The organism is Halomonas sp. LS-001, from assembly GCF_052983955.1.
In genome coordinates this window covers 182,123-198,503 of the sequence record NZ_CM129816.1, presented here as the reverse complement: position 1 = coordinate 198,503, position 16,381 = coordinate 182,123, and the positions used below count along the sequence as shown (strand labels likewise).

The following is a 16,381-nucleotide window of genomic DNA, read 5'->3' as shown; positions in this document are numbered from 1 at the left end:
TGAGGAGCAACGCCGCAGAATGAGGCACCCGGTTCGCGCTGGGCATCATTCCCCGGCTGCAGAATCAAAAGTCTTTACAGATACGCAGCGCATCGTAAATGGCCGCATGGGTATTGCGTGGTGCGTTGCAGTCCCCTAACCGGAATAACAGAAAGCCCTCACCGTTCTCACTCAGGCTGGGCTGAGGGTCAGCGGCATACAGGGCTTCCAGATCTACCTGACCGTGGTTGCGCGATTGCTGTTTGAGTGCGTAGTAGAGCGCTTCATCCGGGCGAACGCCGTTCTCGACCACGACCTGATCGACCACGCGCTCTTCCTGCTGACCGGTGTACTCGTTTTCCAGCACGGCAACCAGTTGATCCCCTTCGCGGTACACCTTATGCAGCATCATGTCTGAGGTCATGATGACTTCTTTTTCATAGAGACTGCGGTAGTAAGTCGGGAAGGTCGTGCCCCCAACGGCAGCACCCGGCTTGATATCGTCGGTGACGATTTCCACCTTGGCGCCTTTGTCGGCCAAGTAATCTGCCGCCGAAACACCGGCAAACTCGCAGATGGTGTCGTAAAGCAGGACGTTGTTGCCGGGCGCCACGCTGCCGCTGAGAATGTCCCAGGAACTGACCACGAGACTTTCCTGCGGGTCGTCTGAATAGCCCCAGTCCGGGTATTGCTCAAGGAAGGGTTGACCACCGGTGGCGAGTACAACGATATCCGCCTGCATGGCGGTGAGTTCATCCGCGTCGGCGCGGGTGCCCAGGCGCACATCCACGCTCAGGCGCGCCAGCTCCAGCTGGTACCAGCGGGTAATACCGGCGATCTGGTCACGCTGCGGCGCTTGTGCGGCAATCGTGATCTGCCCGCCTAGTTGCTCGGCCGCTTCAAACAGCACGACATCGTGCCCGCGTTCAGCCGCCACGCGAGCCGCTTCCATTCCGCCGGGGCCACCGCCAACAACGACGACCTTGCGGACTGGCCCGTCGGACTTTTCGATAATATGCGGCAGGCCCATATATTCCCGAGATGTCGCCGCATTCTGGATACACAGGACATCAAGGCCCTGATACTGGCGGTCGATGCAGTAGTTAGCGCCCACACACTGCTTGATCTGGTCAATCTGGTTCATCTTGATCTTGGCAATCAGATGCGGGTCAGCAATATGAGCACGGGTCATGCCCACCAGGTCGACATAACCGCCCTCAAGAATGCGCTGGGCCTGGTTGGGGTCCTTGATGTTCTGGGCGTGAATCACCGGCACACTGACGATTTCCTTGATACCCGCCGCCAGATGCAGGAAAGGCTCCGGCGGGTAGGACATATTGGGAATCACGTTGGCCAGGGTGTTATGGGTATCACAGCCGGACCCTACCACGCCGAAGAAATCGACCTGACCGGTGGCATCGTAATAGGTGGCGATCTGCTTCATGTCGTCCTGGGTCAGACCGTCGGGATGGAACTCATCGCCGCAGATACGCATGCCTACCACGAAATCATCGCCCACTTCGGCACGCACGGCTTTCAGCACTTCCATGCCAAAGCGCATACGGTTTTCGAAGCTGCCACCCCATTGGTCAGTGCGTTTATTGACCCGTGGGCTCCAGAACTGGTCAATCAGATGCTGATGCACCGCAGACAGTTCAACACCATCAAGCCCGCCTTCTTTGGCGCGTCGGGCGGCCTGAGCAAAATCACCGATAATCCGCCAGATTTCTTCTTCTTCAATCGTCTTGCAGGTGGAGCGGTGAACCGGCTCGCGAATACCTGACGGCGATAACAGCGTCGGCCAGTCAAAACCGTCCCAGCGCGAACGACGCCCCATGTGGGTAATCTGGATCATGATCTTGCCGCCATGCTTATGGACAGCATCGGCAAGATTCTGAAAATGCGGAATAATCCGGTCCGTCGACAGGTTGACCGAACTCCACCAGCCCTGCGGGCTGTCAATCGAGACAACCGACGAACCACCGCAGATACACAAGCCGCAGCCACCTTTGGCCTTTTCCTCATAGTATCTGACGTAACGTTCAGTGGTCATGCCACCGTCAGTCGCGTGAACTTCCGCATGCGCCGTACTCACGACGCGATTACGGATGGTCAGCTTGCCGATATCGATCGGCTGAAAGATTGCGTCGAATGCCATTCTGATGTCTCTCTCTCAATGACTCTATCAGTTGCTCTGCGGTGCCTTCGGGGTGACATCAAAGTAGCCAACATCACAGCCTTCTTCGGCGGCGCTCTGCGTCTGCTCGGCAACGGTCCGCTGCGAGCTTCCGCTGGCCGCCAGAATCTGATCCATGGCACCGGCAAACCAGCCGGTAAACATGTACTCCACCTTGCGGCCGGTTTTGCCTAGCTGATAAACAAAGGCACTGTGCTCCAGGCGCACTCGGGCAGTGGCGGCATCCAGATCAATGGCTTCCGTGATGAACTTGCCCCAGCCGCGCTGGGAAAGACGCAGCATGTAGTGCTCAAACACATCAGCCCCTTCGAGGCCATGCAGTTCGGCTTCTTTTTCGCACCAGTGCCAGGCGCTCCTGTAACCGGCGTGGTAAAGAATTTCGGCATACTTTTCAGCACCCAGCGCCTCTTCCACGGCCATGTGGTTATTGATAAAAAAGTGGCGTGGCACATACAGCATCGGCAGGGCGTCGGTCGTCCAGACACCGGTTTCACTATCAACGTCAATGGGCAGTTCGGGCGCAGTCTTGGTCACGGTGGTGTTCCTTGTGGCGTTATTATTGGTTTGATAAAACGTCAGGTGGCTTACTCGCCCCATACATCCTTGAGGATACGCACCCAGTTATCGCCCATGATCTTGCGCACCTGTGACTCGCTGAAGCCGCGCTCAAGCAATGCTTCCGTCAGGTTCGGGAACTCACCGATTGTGCGAATCCCTTTGGGATTGATGATTTCACCGAAGCGGGTCAGACGGCGGGCATAGCCTTTGTCATGGGTCAGCCATTCAAAGAACGCCTGATCATGCCCCTGAGTGAAATCGGTGCCGATACCAATCGCATCTTCGCCCACGATATTCATCACGTATTCGATCGCTTCAACATAGTCTTCGACCGTGGCGTTAACGCCCGCCCGCAGGAAAGGCGTGAACATGGTGACACCGACAAAGCCGCCGTGGTCGGCGATAAATTTGAGTTCTTCATCGGATTTGTTGCGCGGATGTTCTTTGAGGCCGGATGGCAAGCAGTGGGAATAACACACCGGTTTTTTCGATTCGAGAATCACTTCCTGCGAGGTTTGGCTACCCACGTGGGAAAGGTCACACATCATGCCGACGCGATTCATTTCCGCCACAATTTCACGCCCGAAGCCAGACAGGCCACCATCGCGTTCGTAACAGCCGGTGCCCACCAGATTCTGGGTGTTGTAGCACATCTGTACGATGCCTACGCCCAGCTGCTTGAAGATATCGACATAGCCGATCTGATCTTCGAACGCGTGGGCATTCTGGAAGCCGAAGATAATCCCCGTCTTGCCTTCTTCCTTGGCACGCAGAATATCTGCCGTGGTGTGTACCGGGCGCACCAGGTCACTACACTCGTCCATCAGCTTTCGTGTACTGGCGATATTATCCACCGTGGCCTGAAAACCTTCCCACACGGATACCGTGCAGTTAGCTGCCGTCAGGCCACCACGGCGCATATCTTCCAACAGTTCACGGTTCCATTTGGCAATAATCAAACCGTCAATAATGATGCTGTCATCGTGTAATTCACGCGGGGTCATGGCTGTGCTCCGGCACGTCTAGCTATTTATGTGCACGTATTTATGTGTAAGTTTTACGTGTCGGCAGCATAGCGCCCCCTATTGGCATGGCGACGTTTGAAAACGACAGGTGGAATTCCAAAAGCGTCACAGGTGTCGCAATCACGATACGCCAGCCACATAAACCAACCGCGCCTCTTGGGCGCGGTTCATTCATTCGTAACTGTCACTGACGCAATGGGTTATAGCAACCTGACACTGGCGTAGGTTGGCTCTCCCCGCGCCTGTGCCAAGGCAAGCACGGCACTGGAAACCGGCGATGTGACGGCATCATTCTGGGCGGCATCGGCAAGCTGAGTGATTTCCAGCATGCCATCAAGTGGCGTTCGCGGTTGAATACCCAACCGCTCATCACGCGGCGGAATACCAAAAAACTCGCGGTAGCACTTGGAGAAATGCGGCGTTGAGACAAAACCACAGGCGGTCGCCACTTCGATAATCGGCATCGGCGTTTGTTTAAGCAGTTGGCGGGCACGGGTCAACCGCAACTTGAGGTAGTAACGGGAAGGAGAGCAATGCAGATATTTCTGGAACAGACGCTCCAGCTGACGGCGCGACACGCTGACATAATTGGCCAGTTCATCCAGACCGATCGGCTCTTCAAGGTTGGCTTCCATCAGGGCGACAATTTCCAGCAGCTTCGGCTGGGTAGTGCCCAATACATGCTTGAGCGGCACCCGCTGCAGGTCCTGCTCGCCACGCACCCGCTCACAGATAAACATCTCGGAAATGCCCGCCGACAGTTCACGGCCGTGATCGCGCCCAATCAGGTTAAGCATCATGTCCAGAGGAGCCGCCCCGCCTGAGGCCGTCGCGCGGTCGCGGTCGATAGTAAACAGCCGCGTGGAGAGCGCTACGCGTGGGAAGGCTTCCTGCATGGCCGCCAGGCATTCCCAGTGCGCACTGGTTTCATAACCATCCAGCAGACCGGCCTTGGCCAGCGCCCAGCTGCCGGTACAGACGGCCCCCAACCTTCGTGGCGAGCGGGCCTGGGACTGCAGCCAGGCAATATGCTCGCGTTTGACGCTGCGGCTTGGACCGACACCGCCACACACGATGATCATATCCAGCGCCAGCGGCGTCGACATACTGACATCAGGAACGGTCGTCAGGCCATCACTGGCACTGACGGCAGTGCCATCCAGGCTGATGGTGTACCAGCGATATAGCTCGCTCCCTGCCAGCTGATTCGCCATGCGCAGTGGTTCAATGGCAGACGCCAGCGAAATCAGGGTAAAGTTGTCGAGCAGTAAAAAGCCGATGGTTTGTGGCTGGCGCGCAGAGGCAGTCTGATTCGTCGTCATGGCCAAGTCTCCTTTCATCCTTGTGTCGCTCAGGCGACTTTTCGTTATTGTGGTAATGATTTTGCTACTAGCGACATCGGCAAGGGCGCTCAGGGTCGCTGACAGACAAGTATTCTCTAAAATGTAATACCTATGGCGTCTTGACGCATTTAGAATTTCCGCTATTTAAGTAACTAACTGTCACTTAACGACACCCGCGTCGTTTTCAGACATATATATGTCGTTATACGCACCAGCATGACGGTCAGAGAAACGCGCTATCAGCACTCGATGGTGTTAACGGCAAGCCCACCTTTGGACGTTTCCTTGTATTTATCCTGCATATCGCGGCCAGTGTCCCGCATGGTCCGAATCGCTTTATCCAGCGAGATGAAATGCTCACCATCGCCACGCAGCGCCATCTGTGCCGCATTGATAGCTTTGACAGAGGCAATCGCATTACGCTCGATACATGGCACCTGCACAAGACCGCCCACAGGGTCACAGGTCAGCCCGAGATTGTGCTCCAGGCCGATTTCAGCGGCATTCTCCACCTGACCCACCGAGCCTCCCATCACCTCGGCAAGCCCGGCCGCCGCCATCGCGCAGGCCGACCCCACTTCACCCTGACAGCCCACTTCCGCGCCGGAAATCGAGGCGTTTTTCTTACACAGAATCCCCACTGCGCCAGCCGCCAGCAGAAAATCCACGACGTTGCGCTCACAGGCGCCCGGCTGAAACTTCATATAATAATGCAGTACTGCGGGAATAATGCCTGCTGCCCCGTTAGTCGGTGCCGTCACCATCCGCCCGCCTGCCGCGTTTTCTTCGTTAACGGCCAGGGCAAACACATTCACCCAGTCCATCGCGGAAAACGTCGTACTAATCAGGCTGGGGTTCTCTTCAAAGACCTCCAGACGACGATGCAGCGAGGCAGCACGACGCTTCACCTTCAGACCGCCAGGCAGAATACTTTCACTACTCTGCAGCCCAGCCTCGACACAGGTCCGCATGGCCTGCCAGATTCGCCACAGGCCATCGCGTATGTCCTTCTCGCTGCGCCATGCCTTTTCGTTTTCCAGCATTAGCTCGCTGATGCTAAAGCCATGCTGCTGGCAAAGCCTCATCAGCTCGGCGGCGGAATTGAAATCATAAGGCAGCACTGTTGTGTCGCTGTCGAGCACGCCCTCCTGCGCCTGGGCTTCGTCGACCACGAAGCCACCGCCTACCGAGTAATAGGTATTGCGATACAGTTCCCCGTCGGCACCATGGGCGATCATACGCATGGCGTTGGGGTGATGTGGCAGACACTCGTCATAGAGCTGCATGTCACGCGCCCACTGAAACTCTACCGCCTGCTGGTTATCGAGCTGCAGGGTCTGGGTTTCCATCAGGGCGTCGATACGCGGATTGATCACTGCCGGGTCGATTTGATCCGGGCGCTCCCCCATCAGCCCCATAATCACCGCGCGATCCGTGCCATGCCCGATGCCGGTGGCAGAAAGCGAGCCATAAAGCTGCACTTCTATCCGCACTACCTGCGTCAGCAACTGTTCTTCTCGAAGCTGTTTTTCTGGAAACCGTTCTTCTCGAAACGGCTTTTCTCGAAGTTCTGCGAGAAAATCAAAAGCCGCGCGCATCGGCCCGACGGTGTGGGAACTTGACGGCCCTACCCCGATTTTAAACAGATCAAACACACTGATTGACATACCGCTTACCCCCGAACGACATCCATCATCGCCACAAAGACATCATGATGGCAATGCATTAACTTTACTAAAGCGTCTATTATTATTCCTGCCTTTATAGGCGGTAGTACTATTGTTATCGGGATTCAGAACGCGCGACAATCGATAATATCTCAGCCTCTCTTTAGTAATTCTAAACCATGAATCGACATCTTAATGCTCAGACCCATGCCTGGCTCAAGGTTTTCAGCGTCAGTGCCCGGCACCTTTCGTTCACCCGCGCTGCTGAAGAGCTACACGTCACCACAGGCGCCATCAGCCAACAGATCAAGCAGCTTGAAGCACGGCTAGGCTTTCGTTTATTCCGCCGCCTGACGCGACGCCTTGAGCTAACCGATGAAGGGCAACGCCTGGCAGCCGTCACGGAAGACGCCTATCAGGCGGTAGAGCAGGAAGTTCGGCGCCTGCGTTCAGGGGTGATGAGCGGCATTCTGCGGCTGCGCAGTGTGCCGTCATTTCTGAATAAATGGGTCATGCCGAGACTGCCTAAGCTGCAGGCGCGCTTTCCGGATATTGAATTGCAGATCATTGCCGAAGACAGCAATATCTCGCTGCGCGACGGTGATTTTGATCTTGCCATTGATCTTAACGACGGTTACTACCCAGGGTTCTGTATTACCCCTTTGATGGATGAGCTGATCTTTCCGGTCTGCGCACCAGCCCTTCTCACGGGGAAACCAGCGCTGATCCGTCCTGAAGACCTGACGCATTATCCGCTACTTCACGATGTGACCGCCTGGCGGGGAAGCCATGACTACGCTGAGTGGGAGCACTACCTGAAAGCGATTGCCGCACCGCATATCAACGTGCGTCGGGGGTACACCTTCAACCGCAACCAGCTGACCATGGAAGCCGCCATTGCAGGAATGGGCGTGGCGATTGCCCGCCGCACGCTGATCACCGATGAGCTGGAAAGCGGCTCACTGGTCACGCTGTTTGGCCAGCGTGTCGCCACGGGCAAACAGTACGGTATCGTTCATGCGCCGGGGGCGCTGGACGACCGCCGGGTAGCGGCCGTGCATGACTGGCTGGTTGAAGAAGCCCAGCGCGATCAGAGCACCACGTCATAACCTTCAAACTGCGGCGGGCCGAGGTAAATGCCTTCCGGCGACTTGGCATTGGCATGGGCCTTGCGGAAGGCGTCCGATTTCGTCCAGTCGCGAAACGCAGTTTCCGAGGTCCATTCGCTATGGGAAATAAACACCGTATGATCGTCGCGGGTTTCCCCCTGCAGCATATGAAACGACTTGAAGCCGGGCACGTCATCCAGATGGCTGTCGCGATTACGCCAGATGGCCAGAAAATCGGCTTCACGGCCGAGGGCAATACGAAAACGGTTCATGGCGATATACATATGGAAGCTCCTTGAAGGGCTCGTCAGATTTATAAAACGTTTTTAAGAAAGATTCTTATGAAACGCTTTACGCTACTCCCTTCCGACACACTTGAAAACCACCGGGAAGCACAAGACACATTGCCGCGGTATGAGACGAGGTGTCGCATAATGACGCCACCCGCTGGATAAGGTGTCTATAATAAAGTGTATTTTTCCACCACCTCGCCAAAGAGTTCTTATGCCGATGTTACGACTTGCCACACTCACCCTAAGCACATTCATTCTAAGCACGCTGCTTTTTGCCGTCAGTGCCAACGCTGACACCCTGAGCATTGACGACCCCTATGTGCGGGAGGTGCCGCCCGGCTCTCCCGCTACAGCAGCTTTTATGACCCTGCATAACAGCAGTGATACACCGGTTAGCCTGGTCGCGGCTGGGAACAGCATTACCGAACACACGGAAATGCATAACCATGTCGAGGCGGACGGCGTGATGCAGATGCGTCAAATCGAAACCATCGAGATACCGGCAGGCGGTGAGACAACGCTGGCACCCGGTGGCCTCCACCTGATGTTGATTGGCCTGGAAAGTCCGATCCGCAAAGGTGACAACGTATCGTTAAACCTGACGTTCGATAACGGTGAAACACTCGAATTTTCCGCTCCGGTTCGGCCAGTAATGCCGATGAAACACTAGCACCCTCTGCAATAAAAAGGCCTTTATGACGGGCGTTATTCAGGTTGTCTGGTTCAAACGTGACCTGCGTATTCATGACCACGCGCCGCTCCATCGCGCGGCGGCGGCAGGCCCGGTGCTGCCCGTATTTGCCATCGAGCCCGAGCAGTGGCAAACGCCGGACAGCGCCCTGCGCCACTGGCAGTTTACCGCTGATGGTCTTACGGATCTTGTTAGGGCATTGGCAGCCATAAAGCTCCCTCTGTGCTGCTGGCACGGCAGCATGATGCAGCTTCTCGAAGCCCTGAAAACCCGCTACCCGCATTTCGTGCTCCACTCGCATCAGGAAACCGGTAACGCCTGGAGTTATGCCCGTGATAACGCCGTTCTCGCCTGGTGCCGGGCCAATGGCGTTGACTGGCATCAAGCCCGCCAACAGGGTGTGGTGCGCGGGCTGGCTAAACGCCAGCAATGGGAGACTCAATGGGAACACCTGATGGCGGCACCCACGCTACCCGCCCCCACAAGTGCGCAAACCGCGCCCGATTGGGAAGCGTTTCACCAGGTTAACGTTGAATCCCTCACGTCCCTCACCCTGGGTATCGATCAGACGCCCTGCCCCCAGCGCCAGCCAGGCGGGCGCCAGGCAGGAAGGGAGGTCTGGCGCAGCTTTGTCCAGCAGCGTGGGCGCCGCTACCGCGGTTCACTTTCCAAGCCGCTTCTGGCCTGGGAGTTCGGTTCCCGCTTATCGCCGCATCTGGCCTGGGGCACATTGTCGCTGCGCGAAGTCGTCCAATCGCTGCGCCGCCAGCGCGAAAAATACCAGAACGACCCGCGCTGGTCGGCGTCTCTGCGCGCGTTTACCTCACGGCTTTACTGGCACTGCCATTTCATCCAGAAGCTGGAAAGCCAGCCCGATATGGAATATCGCACGCTGCACCCCGCTTTACGCGGTCTGCGCGAACGCGACCTGCAGCATCCGCGTCTGGTGGCCTGGCAACAAGGGCAAACCGGCGTACCCCTGGTGGATGCCTGTATGCGCAGCCTGATGGCGACCGGCTGGCTGAATTTTCGCATGCGCGCCATGCTGATTTCCTATGCGACTTTCGGGCTGGGCCTGCACTGGCGCGAACCGGCCCTTCATCTGGCGCGGCTGTTCACTGATTATGAGCCTGGCATTCACTTCCCTCAGGTACAGATGCAGTCCGGCGCCACCGGCACCAACGCCCTGCGCGTCTATAATCCGCTCAAACAGGCCGAGGATAACGACCCAACGGGCGATTTCGTGGCCCAATGGGTACCCGAACTCGCGGCATTGCCCTTGGAGTGGCGCAAAACACCGTGGACGCTGCCGACGTCGCTGCGCCAGCGCTTTGGCTTTCACCCCGGAAAAGACTACCCCTTCCCACACGATTTCGAACGCGAAGCTCGCCATTGGAAAACCTGCCTCTATCAACTCAGGCGCACCCCGCAGGCGCGTGAAGAAAGCCAGGCGCTACTTCAGAAACTGGCCAGCCAGCGGCGCCCCTCTCAGCGCAAGCCATCCGCCCGAAAAGCGGTCTCCGCCAACCAGCTCGGCCTTTTCGTTGACAGCAACCCCCAGGACGAGGATTAGAAAGCTGGGCAGGCATCACTTTCGGGTAGTAAGCTAAAAAACATGGAATGTATAGCCTGAGGAATAACGGCTTAAACAAGGAGCCCGACCATGGCAAAGTGTGCCAAACCCGCTCGCCGGAAAATGCCGTTTCTACTGATTAGCCTACTGAGCGTCATGGTACTGGTGGGCTGCGCTGCGCTGGCACCCAGCCCGCCGCAGGATCAGAGTAATATCTGTGAAATTTTCCGCGAACATCCCGATTGGTACGACTACGCGCGCGATTCCCAGGAAAAATGGGGCACACCGATTGCCACCCAGATGTCATTTATCCAGCAGGAATCTTCGTTTCGCAGCCATGTCCGGCCACCCCGCCAGGGTAAACGCTTCTTCATTTTTCCTGGCCCTCGGCCCTCGTCAGCGCTGGGCTATGCCCAGGCCCTCGACCCGGTATGGGGCGAATATCGTGACCAGGCAGGCAGCACTTTTGCCCGACGTACTCATATGAAGTACGCCACCGATTTCATTGGCTGGTACAACACCCGTACCCGCGCCCAGACCGGTATTTCCCTGAATAACCCGGAGCACCTGTACCTGGCCTACCATGAAGGCGCTGCCGGATATCGGCGTGGCAATCACCGCTCCAAACCTTTTGTTCTGCGAGCGGCACGTAATGTTGAACAGCGTGCCAACCGTTACAGCGCCCAGCTAGCCCGCTGCGAAAGTGAATTCCAGTGTGACCGTTTCTACCAGGTCTGGCCGTTCTGCCGGGCCGATTGAACACCAGGGCTGATGACGAATTGACAGCGACAAAACATCGCGCTAAATTAAAGCAAATGATAATCAATATTATTTAAGACCTTTTATTTTTGTTCGATAACCCGATCACGAAAAGGTTTAGCACGATGAACCCTGAAACGCGTCAACTACGTCAGACACTGGTGTTTATCCGCACCTCGTTTGAGGCCATTCAGCATTCCATGGCAGGACGTCTTGAAGACCCGCTGCCGTGCTGGTTAGACGCCAGCCTGCTTGCCCTGCTAAGCCGCGAGCTTAAGCGTTGCTATCAACAGGCTGCACTGAACGACCCCTTATTGGCCCAACAGCTTCTGGTTGCCTCGCAAGGCAGCGACCTGCTGCTGAAACAGTGCCCGGGGGTGCTTAGCAGCGCGGTTTGCTACCGTCAGCTCAGTGCCGTACTGGAGCCGCTGAATACGGCCATCCTGCAACTCAGCCAGCCCAAAAAACGCCGCTGGCCATGGCAGCGGCATTAATTTTTTATCGGTTTAGCCGTCCAGGAAAATCAGAACGTTTCCCAGTCGGCTTCCTCGTACTGCGGCTGCTTTGCAGCTGGCCTGCGTTGAGGAGATGGCGCGGCAGTGACTGGCCGACCCGTATTATGGCCCTGTAGAGCGGGGCGTTCCGCAGAACTGGCGGCAGGCGGTGTCATCAACGCCGAACGGGCATCGCCCTGGCGAATTTTGAAGAAAGCGACCGCATTCGCCAGGTCACGCGCCTGCTCTTCCATTGATGCCGACGCATTGGCTGTTTCTTCCACCAGGGCCGCATTCTGCTGGGTCACGTCATCCATCTGGTTGATGGCGGTACTCATCTGATCAATGGCTGAGGTCTGTTCGTCAGAGGCACGGCTAACTTCTTCCATCAGATCCGACACCTTGCCAATATTGGTGACGATCTGCTGCATCGAATCACCCACGGATTCCACCAGCGAGCTGCCCTGCTTGACCACGTCGTTATTTTCAACAATCAATGCCTGGATCTGCTTGGCAGCATCCGCTGAACGTTGTGCCAGGCTGCGCACTTCCTGAGCGACTACGGCAAACCCGCGCCCCTGCTCACCTGCCCGCGCTGCCTCGACTGAGGCGTTCAAGGCAAGAATATTGGTCTGGAAGGCAATGCCGTCAATCAGCGTCACAATCCCACTGATTTTTTCCGAGCTCTCGGTCAGCTCATGCATTTTGCCCACGGCTTCGGTGACCTTCTCACCACCATAGCTGGCAGAACGACTGGCGGTGTGGGCCAACTTGTTCGCTTCGCCGGTATGCTGAGTGTTGTTTTTAACCGTTGCTGCCACCTGTTCCATGCTGGCAGCGGTTTCCTGCAGGCTTGAAGCTTGCTGCTCAGTGCGCTGGGACAGGTCGATATTGCCGGTCGAAATCTGCGCAGAGGCCGTTGAAATGGCACCTGCCGACGACTGGATGTCACCAATCAGAGACTGCAGCTTGGTTTGCATATCATCCAGTTCCATCAGCATATCGCCAACTTCATCACGATTGGTAAAGTTGATGGTATGGGTCAGATCCCCTTCTGCCATGGTGTGGAAATGATGGCGCGCCATTGCCAGAGGCCGGGTAATGCGCTGAATCAGCAGCCAGCCCATCATGCCGCCAAGCAGTACAGCGATGATCAGCGCGCCAATCATCAGGTTGCGCATGAAATCTGCGCGCGCAAGCGCTGCCTCATACTGATCCTGAGCGGCCTGTTCTTCCAGCTCAATCATCTGCGTCAGTGTCGCACTCATGCGGCGATAGGCCGGTAACGCTTCAGTGAAGGCTTTTTCATCAGCCTGATCGAAGTTACCCATGCTGTACATCGGCATGACGGGCGCAACCGCTCCCAGCAGATCACGATAATTATCGTTGAACCGGTTAGCCAGCGCTTCAACCTCAGGCGGCAATGCGTGCAATTCGGTATTGGTCAGCTCGTGCCAGGTAGCATCAATTCTGGACAGGTTCTGGACGATATTGTCCATATGCATCTGCACTGGGTGGTCATGCATGGAGCTTACCGGTAGCACAGGATTATGCTGACCCGACAATGACAGCTCCATCACCATATCCTTGGCATACTCATTAAGTGCGGTAATCCGTTGCGTGTTGCGCAGGCTGTCCTGATAAAGGGTATCCACCGCCCGATTGGATGAGACCATTCCACTAAAACCCATGGCGCCAACCACCAGCATCAATACCAACATCACGCTGATCACGGTGATCAAGCGCGCCTTTATTGTAATGCGCATTCGTGCTCCTTCCGGAAGTCTCAGGGGGCCAGGCCAACAGGCCAACGAACCTGCTGACATAACAGGCTAGATTAGCGAGCAAGTATAGTTAACAATATTGCACATTTAAGCCTGAAAGCATCAGCGCACACATTGATGCATATCAAGGTGGTATGACTTTTCTCATCAATCAGCATTTTTTTAGCGAAAAGCGCATGCATTGCGGCATGGCGAGGCCGCGCTAAGGCGAAAAACCCTACTGCATTAGAGGCTTTTTTGACGCGCTGCCTGAAAGAGTCTGCTGGTAATCTGATGATTCACATGTAAGCGATTTGGCTTCAAGGAGACATGGATGGACAACTCGTTGGTCACCGTACTGGCTTTCAGCTCGTTTCTGCTCGGGTTGGTCGCCGTCGCGCTGCTCATCTATCTAGTGGCCCGCAGCCATGCCAGGAAGAAAGATAAAGGTAAGGAACAGGCGCCTTCATCAAAGCCTCCTGTTGATAATCATGCGCCAGCGCCAGAAACTCACGACGAGGCTAAAAAGCTGACCCCCAAGGTTAGCCAGCATTCACTGTTTGTTATTTTTTCCCAGCCAAGCGAAGCCACCGACCAGCGTCTGACTGAATGGCTAAATGATAAACAGGCGAGCTTCGACCCTATCAAGAAAGTGTTTCATATCGACGGCGTGCAGCCATCAAGTCCGATCACGATTGCCAATGCCTTCCCGCCGGGTGAGATGCCCGACCTGCTTCGCGGCGACGTCCATCAGCCGATTCGCGGTATCAGCCTGCTGGTTAAGCCACCGCTGCGTAAGCGCCGCAACCAGCAGATGATCGCTTATGTGGACATCGCCAAAGAAATCAACGCCCTGTTTGACGGCAATATGCTGGATGCAGACCGCGCACCCGCCTCCGAGGCGACCTATGAAAGAATTATTGGCTGATTCGTGAAGCCGTGAGTGGTTAAGCCGTGAATCGTGAGTGGTGAGTGGTGAGTGGTGAGTGGTGAGTTGTGAATTGTGAATTGTGAGTGGTAAGTCGTGAGTCGTGAGAGCAACAACGGCTCAGGATTGCAACAGAAGCCGTCCTGCCAGTGCCGCTTCAAGGCGTGACTGGAGAATCGCCACAATGCCGTCATGCTCACCCGCCAGGCGCGTTGAAACAACATTCATCGCTGGCCGCGCCTGTACGGCGGAGGCGCTAATCGTGGCAATATCACCGCCTTCTCCAGCATGGCGACCCGGCGACAGAAACAGCATGGCCAGCACCACGTCGCCCTCTGGTAGTGCGGGGTCAGCTAACAGCGTCTCCAGCAGTGGCTCGTTAAAACGGTAAGCCTCGCCTTCGCGCCGCTCCATGGACGCGGATGTGACGTAGCGCGCCTCGTCAGCCAGCAGCAGACTTAACTGCCCGGCCAAACGTTGGCGAACCGCCGTCACTTCAGGTATCGGGCTACCGTGATCGACCAACACCACGCCAGGCTTTTGATGCGCGGCAATGCGTTCACGCACGTTGTCTGCCAGCACCTCGGCCAGTCGCGTATCCACCTCACCCAGTTCATCCATTAACGGCATGGCGACCCGCACACCAAGCCCTGGAAACAGCGCCTGGGCAGCGGCCATCCGTTCAGGGAGATAATCCGTTAATGCCCGGCTAGGGCCGAAAAAAAACGGCACAATCACAATATCGCGTGCCCCGGCGGCAGCGGCTTTTTCCACGGCTGGGCCCAGCGTAACAGCCGGCTCACCGCCCAGCGCTTCAGCGGGCACCTTGTTTGAATGCAGCAACGACGCAGCCTGCACGTGTTGGCCAAAGCGCTGGCTGAGCAATGCCGCCACGCGGCGCAGATTCAGCGTTGCTTCAGGACGCAAGGAGCCATTATCGACCAGAAAAATTGCCTGCATAGTGATTCTCAATAGTGGGTCTGAATATAAATGGATCTGAATAACCGTAGTTTCACTGTTCAGGAAGGCTATCAGGTTATCGACAACACCTCAGCGGCGGCGCGATGCAGCTGCGCATGACGGGCGGCCAATGCACTGATGTCACGGTCATAACCACCACCGATAACAGCTGCCACGGGAATTCCCCGTTCGCGACAGGCCGCCAGGACATAATAATCGCGCTGATACAGGCCGGCATCACTCAAGGCCAGATAGCCCAGTCGGTCATCCCGATGAACGTCCACTCCAGCATCATAAAGCACCAGATCCGGCTGGTAAGCCGCCAGAAGCCCCGGCAAACGGGCGTCAAGCTCACTCAGATAGGCGCTGTCTTCCAGGCCGTTTTCCAGCGCCACATCCAGATCGCTGCGCGCTTTGCGAGCGGGAAAATTGCGCCCGGCGTGCATCGAAAAGGTGAACACGCCCGCTTCATGGGCAAATAGCCGTGCCGTTCCATCACCCTGATGCACGTCCAGATCAACTATCAGCACCCGCGTGGCCCAACCCTTGGCCAGGGCATGGGCCGCCGCCACCGCCAGATCATTGATCAGACAGTAACCGCTGGCCGCGTCGGCATGGGCATGGTGCGTGCCACCAGCTGAGTTACACGCCAATCCTGCCGCCAGCGCGGCTTCGACAGTCAACAAGGTGCCGCCGGTTTCCAGCCGGACGCGCTCCACCAGCGCCTCAGACCAGACGAAGCCACTACGCCGTTGAGCGGCATGCGCCAGCTGCCCGTTGACCAGCGCACTGATATAATCGTTATGATGCACCCGCCGTAAAGCCTGTAAACTGATCGGCTCCGGCTGTTGCCAGCTAACCGGCACCGCCAGCTCAGCGTTTCCCAGCTGTTCGCGAAGCACGCGAAACTTCATCATTGGGAACGGGTGGCTGGCAGGCAGCTCAATGGTATAGCCCGGGTGATGTACCACGGTTAACGGCATAAGTCAGATACCCGGTCTGAGAACGTCACAGGAGTTTGAAAACATAACAGGAGTGTCAG

15 protein-coding genes are annotated in these 16,381 nt (G+C 56.6%); 6 read left to right on the top strand and 9 right to left on the bottom strand.

Going from position 1 to position 16,381, the window contains the following annotated elements; all coding sequences use genetic code 11:
• Positions 1-64 precede the first annotated feature (64 nt).
• The 5 genes from dgcA to ACU6TU_RS00905 all read right to left on the bottom strand — a co-directional run bounded on the left by dgcA (position 65) and on the right by ACU6TU_RS00905 (position 6,769).
• A complete protein-coding gene (gene dgcA, locus ACU6TU_RS00925) occupies positions 65-2,137 on the bottom strand; it encodes a dimethylglycine demethylation protein DgcA (RefSeq protein WP_447142736.1) in 2,073 nt (690 codons plus the stop codon).
• A gap of 27 nt (positions 2,138-2,164) precedes the next feature.
• A complete protein-coding gene (locus ACU6TU_RS00920) occupies positions 2,165-2,710 on the bottom strand; it encodes a DUF5943 domain-containing protein (protein WP_447142735.1) in 546 nt (181 codons plus the stop codon).
• Positions 2,711-2,760: 50 nt separating this feature from the next.
• The gene (locus ACU6TU_RS00915) at positions 2,761-3,738 is read right to left on the bottom strand and encodes a dipeptidase (RefSeq protein ID WP_447142734.1); all 978 of its coding nucleotides are present in this window, start codon (positions 3,736-3,738) and stop codon (positions 2,761-2,763) included.
• 221 nt (positions 3,739-3,959) lie between these two features.
• Entirely contained in the window at positions 3,960-5,081 is a 1,122-nt protein-coding gene (gene gbdR / locus ACU6TU_RS00910) for a choline metabolism transcriptional regulator GbdR (protein ID WP_447142733.1), read from the bottom strand.
• A gap of 260 nt (positions 5,082-5,341) precedes the next feature.
• On the bottom strand, positions 5,342-6,769 hold the full coding sequence (locus tag ACU6TU_RS00905; RefSeq protein WP_447142732.1) for an L-serine ammonia-lyase: 1,428 nt from the start codon (positions 6,767-6,769) through the stop codon (positions 5,342-5,344).
• Between the two features lie 179 nt (positions 6,770-6,948).
• Between ACU6TU_RS00905 and ACU6TU_RS00900 the strand changes: the two genes are divergently transcribed.
• Positions 6,949-7,878: a LysR substrate-binding domain-containing protein gene (locus ACU6TU_RS00900; RefSeq protein ID WP_447142731.1), complete on the top strand. Its 930-nt coding sequence runs from the start codon at positions 6,949-6,951 to the stop codon at positions 7,876-7,878.
• Here the strand turns inward: ACU6TU_RS00900 and ACU6TU_RS00895 are convergent.
• Complete coding sequence (locus ACU6TU_RS00895) at positions 7,860-8,162, bottom strand: antibiotic biosynthesis monooxygenase family protein (protein ID WP_447142730.1); 303 nt, start codon at positions 8,160-8,162, stop codon at positions 7,860-7,862. The genes ACU6TU_RS00900 and ACU6TU_RS00895 overlap by 19 nt on opposite strands.
• Positions 8,163-8,382: 220 nt before the next feature.
• Between ACU6TU_RS00895 and ACU6TU_RS00890 the strand changes: the two genes are divergently transcribed.
• From ACU6TU_RS00890 to ACU6TU_RS00875, 4 genes are all read left to right on the top strand, one after another.
• On the top strand, positions 8,383-8,841 hold the full coding sequence (locus ACU6TU_RS00890) for a copper chaperone PCu(A)C (protein ID WP_447142729.1): 459 nt from the start codon (positions 8,383-8,385) through the stop codon (positions 8,839-8,841).
• Positions 8,842-8,866: 25 nt separating this feature from the next.
• On the top strand, positions 8,867-10,435 hold the full coding sequence (locus ACU6TU_RS00885; protein WP_447142728.1) for an FAD-binding domain-containing protein: 1,569 nt from the start codon (positions 8,867-8,869) through the stop codon (positions 10,433-10,435).
• A 123-nt stretch (positions 10,436-10,558) separates the two neighbouring features.
• Positions 10,559-11,194: a transglycosylase SLT domain-containing protein gene (locus ACU6TU_RS00880; RefSeq protein ID WP_447144158.1), complete on the top strand. Its 636-nt coding sequence runs from the start codon at positions 10,559-10,561 to the stop codon at positions 11,192-11,194.
• Between the two features lie 125 nt (positions 11,195-11,319).
• Positions 11,320-11,688 carry a hypothetical protein gene (locus tag ACU6TU_RS00875; RefSeq protein ID WP_447142727.1) on the top strand — a complete coding sequence of 123 codons (369 nt, stop codon included), beginning with the start codon at positions 11,320-11,322 and terminating at the stop codon, positions 11,686-11,688.
• A gap of 29 nt (positions 11,689-11,717) precedes the next feature.
• Here the strand turns inward: ACU6TU_RS00875 and ACU6TU_RS00870 are convergent, their stop codons facing one another.
• Positions 11,718-13,454 carry a methyl-accepting chemotaxis protein gene (locus tag ACU6TU_RS00870; protein WP_447142726.1) on the bottom strand — a complete coding sequence of 579 codons (1,737 nt, stop codon included), beginning with the start codon at positions 13,452-13,454 and terminating at the stop codon, positions 11,718-11,720.
• Positions 13,455-13,785: 331 nt separating this feature from the next.
• Here ACU6TU_RS00870 and ACU6TU_RS00865 point away from each other — a divergent pair, with 331 nt between their 5' ends.
• On the top strand, positions 13,786-14,379 hold the full coding sequence (locus ACU6TU_RS00865) for a cell division protein ZipA C-terminal FtsZ-binding domain-containing protein (RefSeq protein ID WP_447142725.1): 594 nt from the start codon (positions 13,786-13,788) through the stop codon (positions 14,377-14,379).
• A gap of 120 nt (positions 14,380-14,499) precedes the next feature.
• Here the strand turns inward: ACU6TU_RS00865 and ACU6TU_RS00860 are convergent, their stop codons facing one another.
• Together ACU6TU_RS00860 and ACU6TU_RS00855 are read right to left on the bottom strand one after the other, a co-directional pair.
• The gene (locus ACU6TU_RS00860; protein ID WP_447142724.1) at positions 14,500-15,339 is read right to left on the bottom strand and encodes a sirohydrochlorin chelatase; all 840 of its coding nucleotides are present in this window, start codon (positions 15,337-15,339) and stop codon (positions 14,500-14,502) included.
• A 71-nt stretch (positions 15,340-15,410) separates the two neighbouring features.
• On the bottom strand, positions 15,411-16,322 hold the full coding sequence (locus ACU6TU_RS00855; protein ID WP_447142723.1) for a histone deacetylase family protein: 912 nt from the start codon (positions 16,320-16,322) through the stop codon (positions 15,411-15,413).
• Between the last annotated feature and the right edge of the window lie 59 nt (positions 16,323-16,381).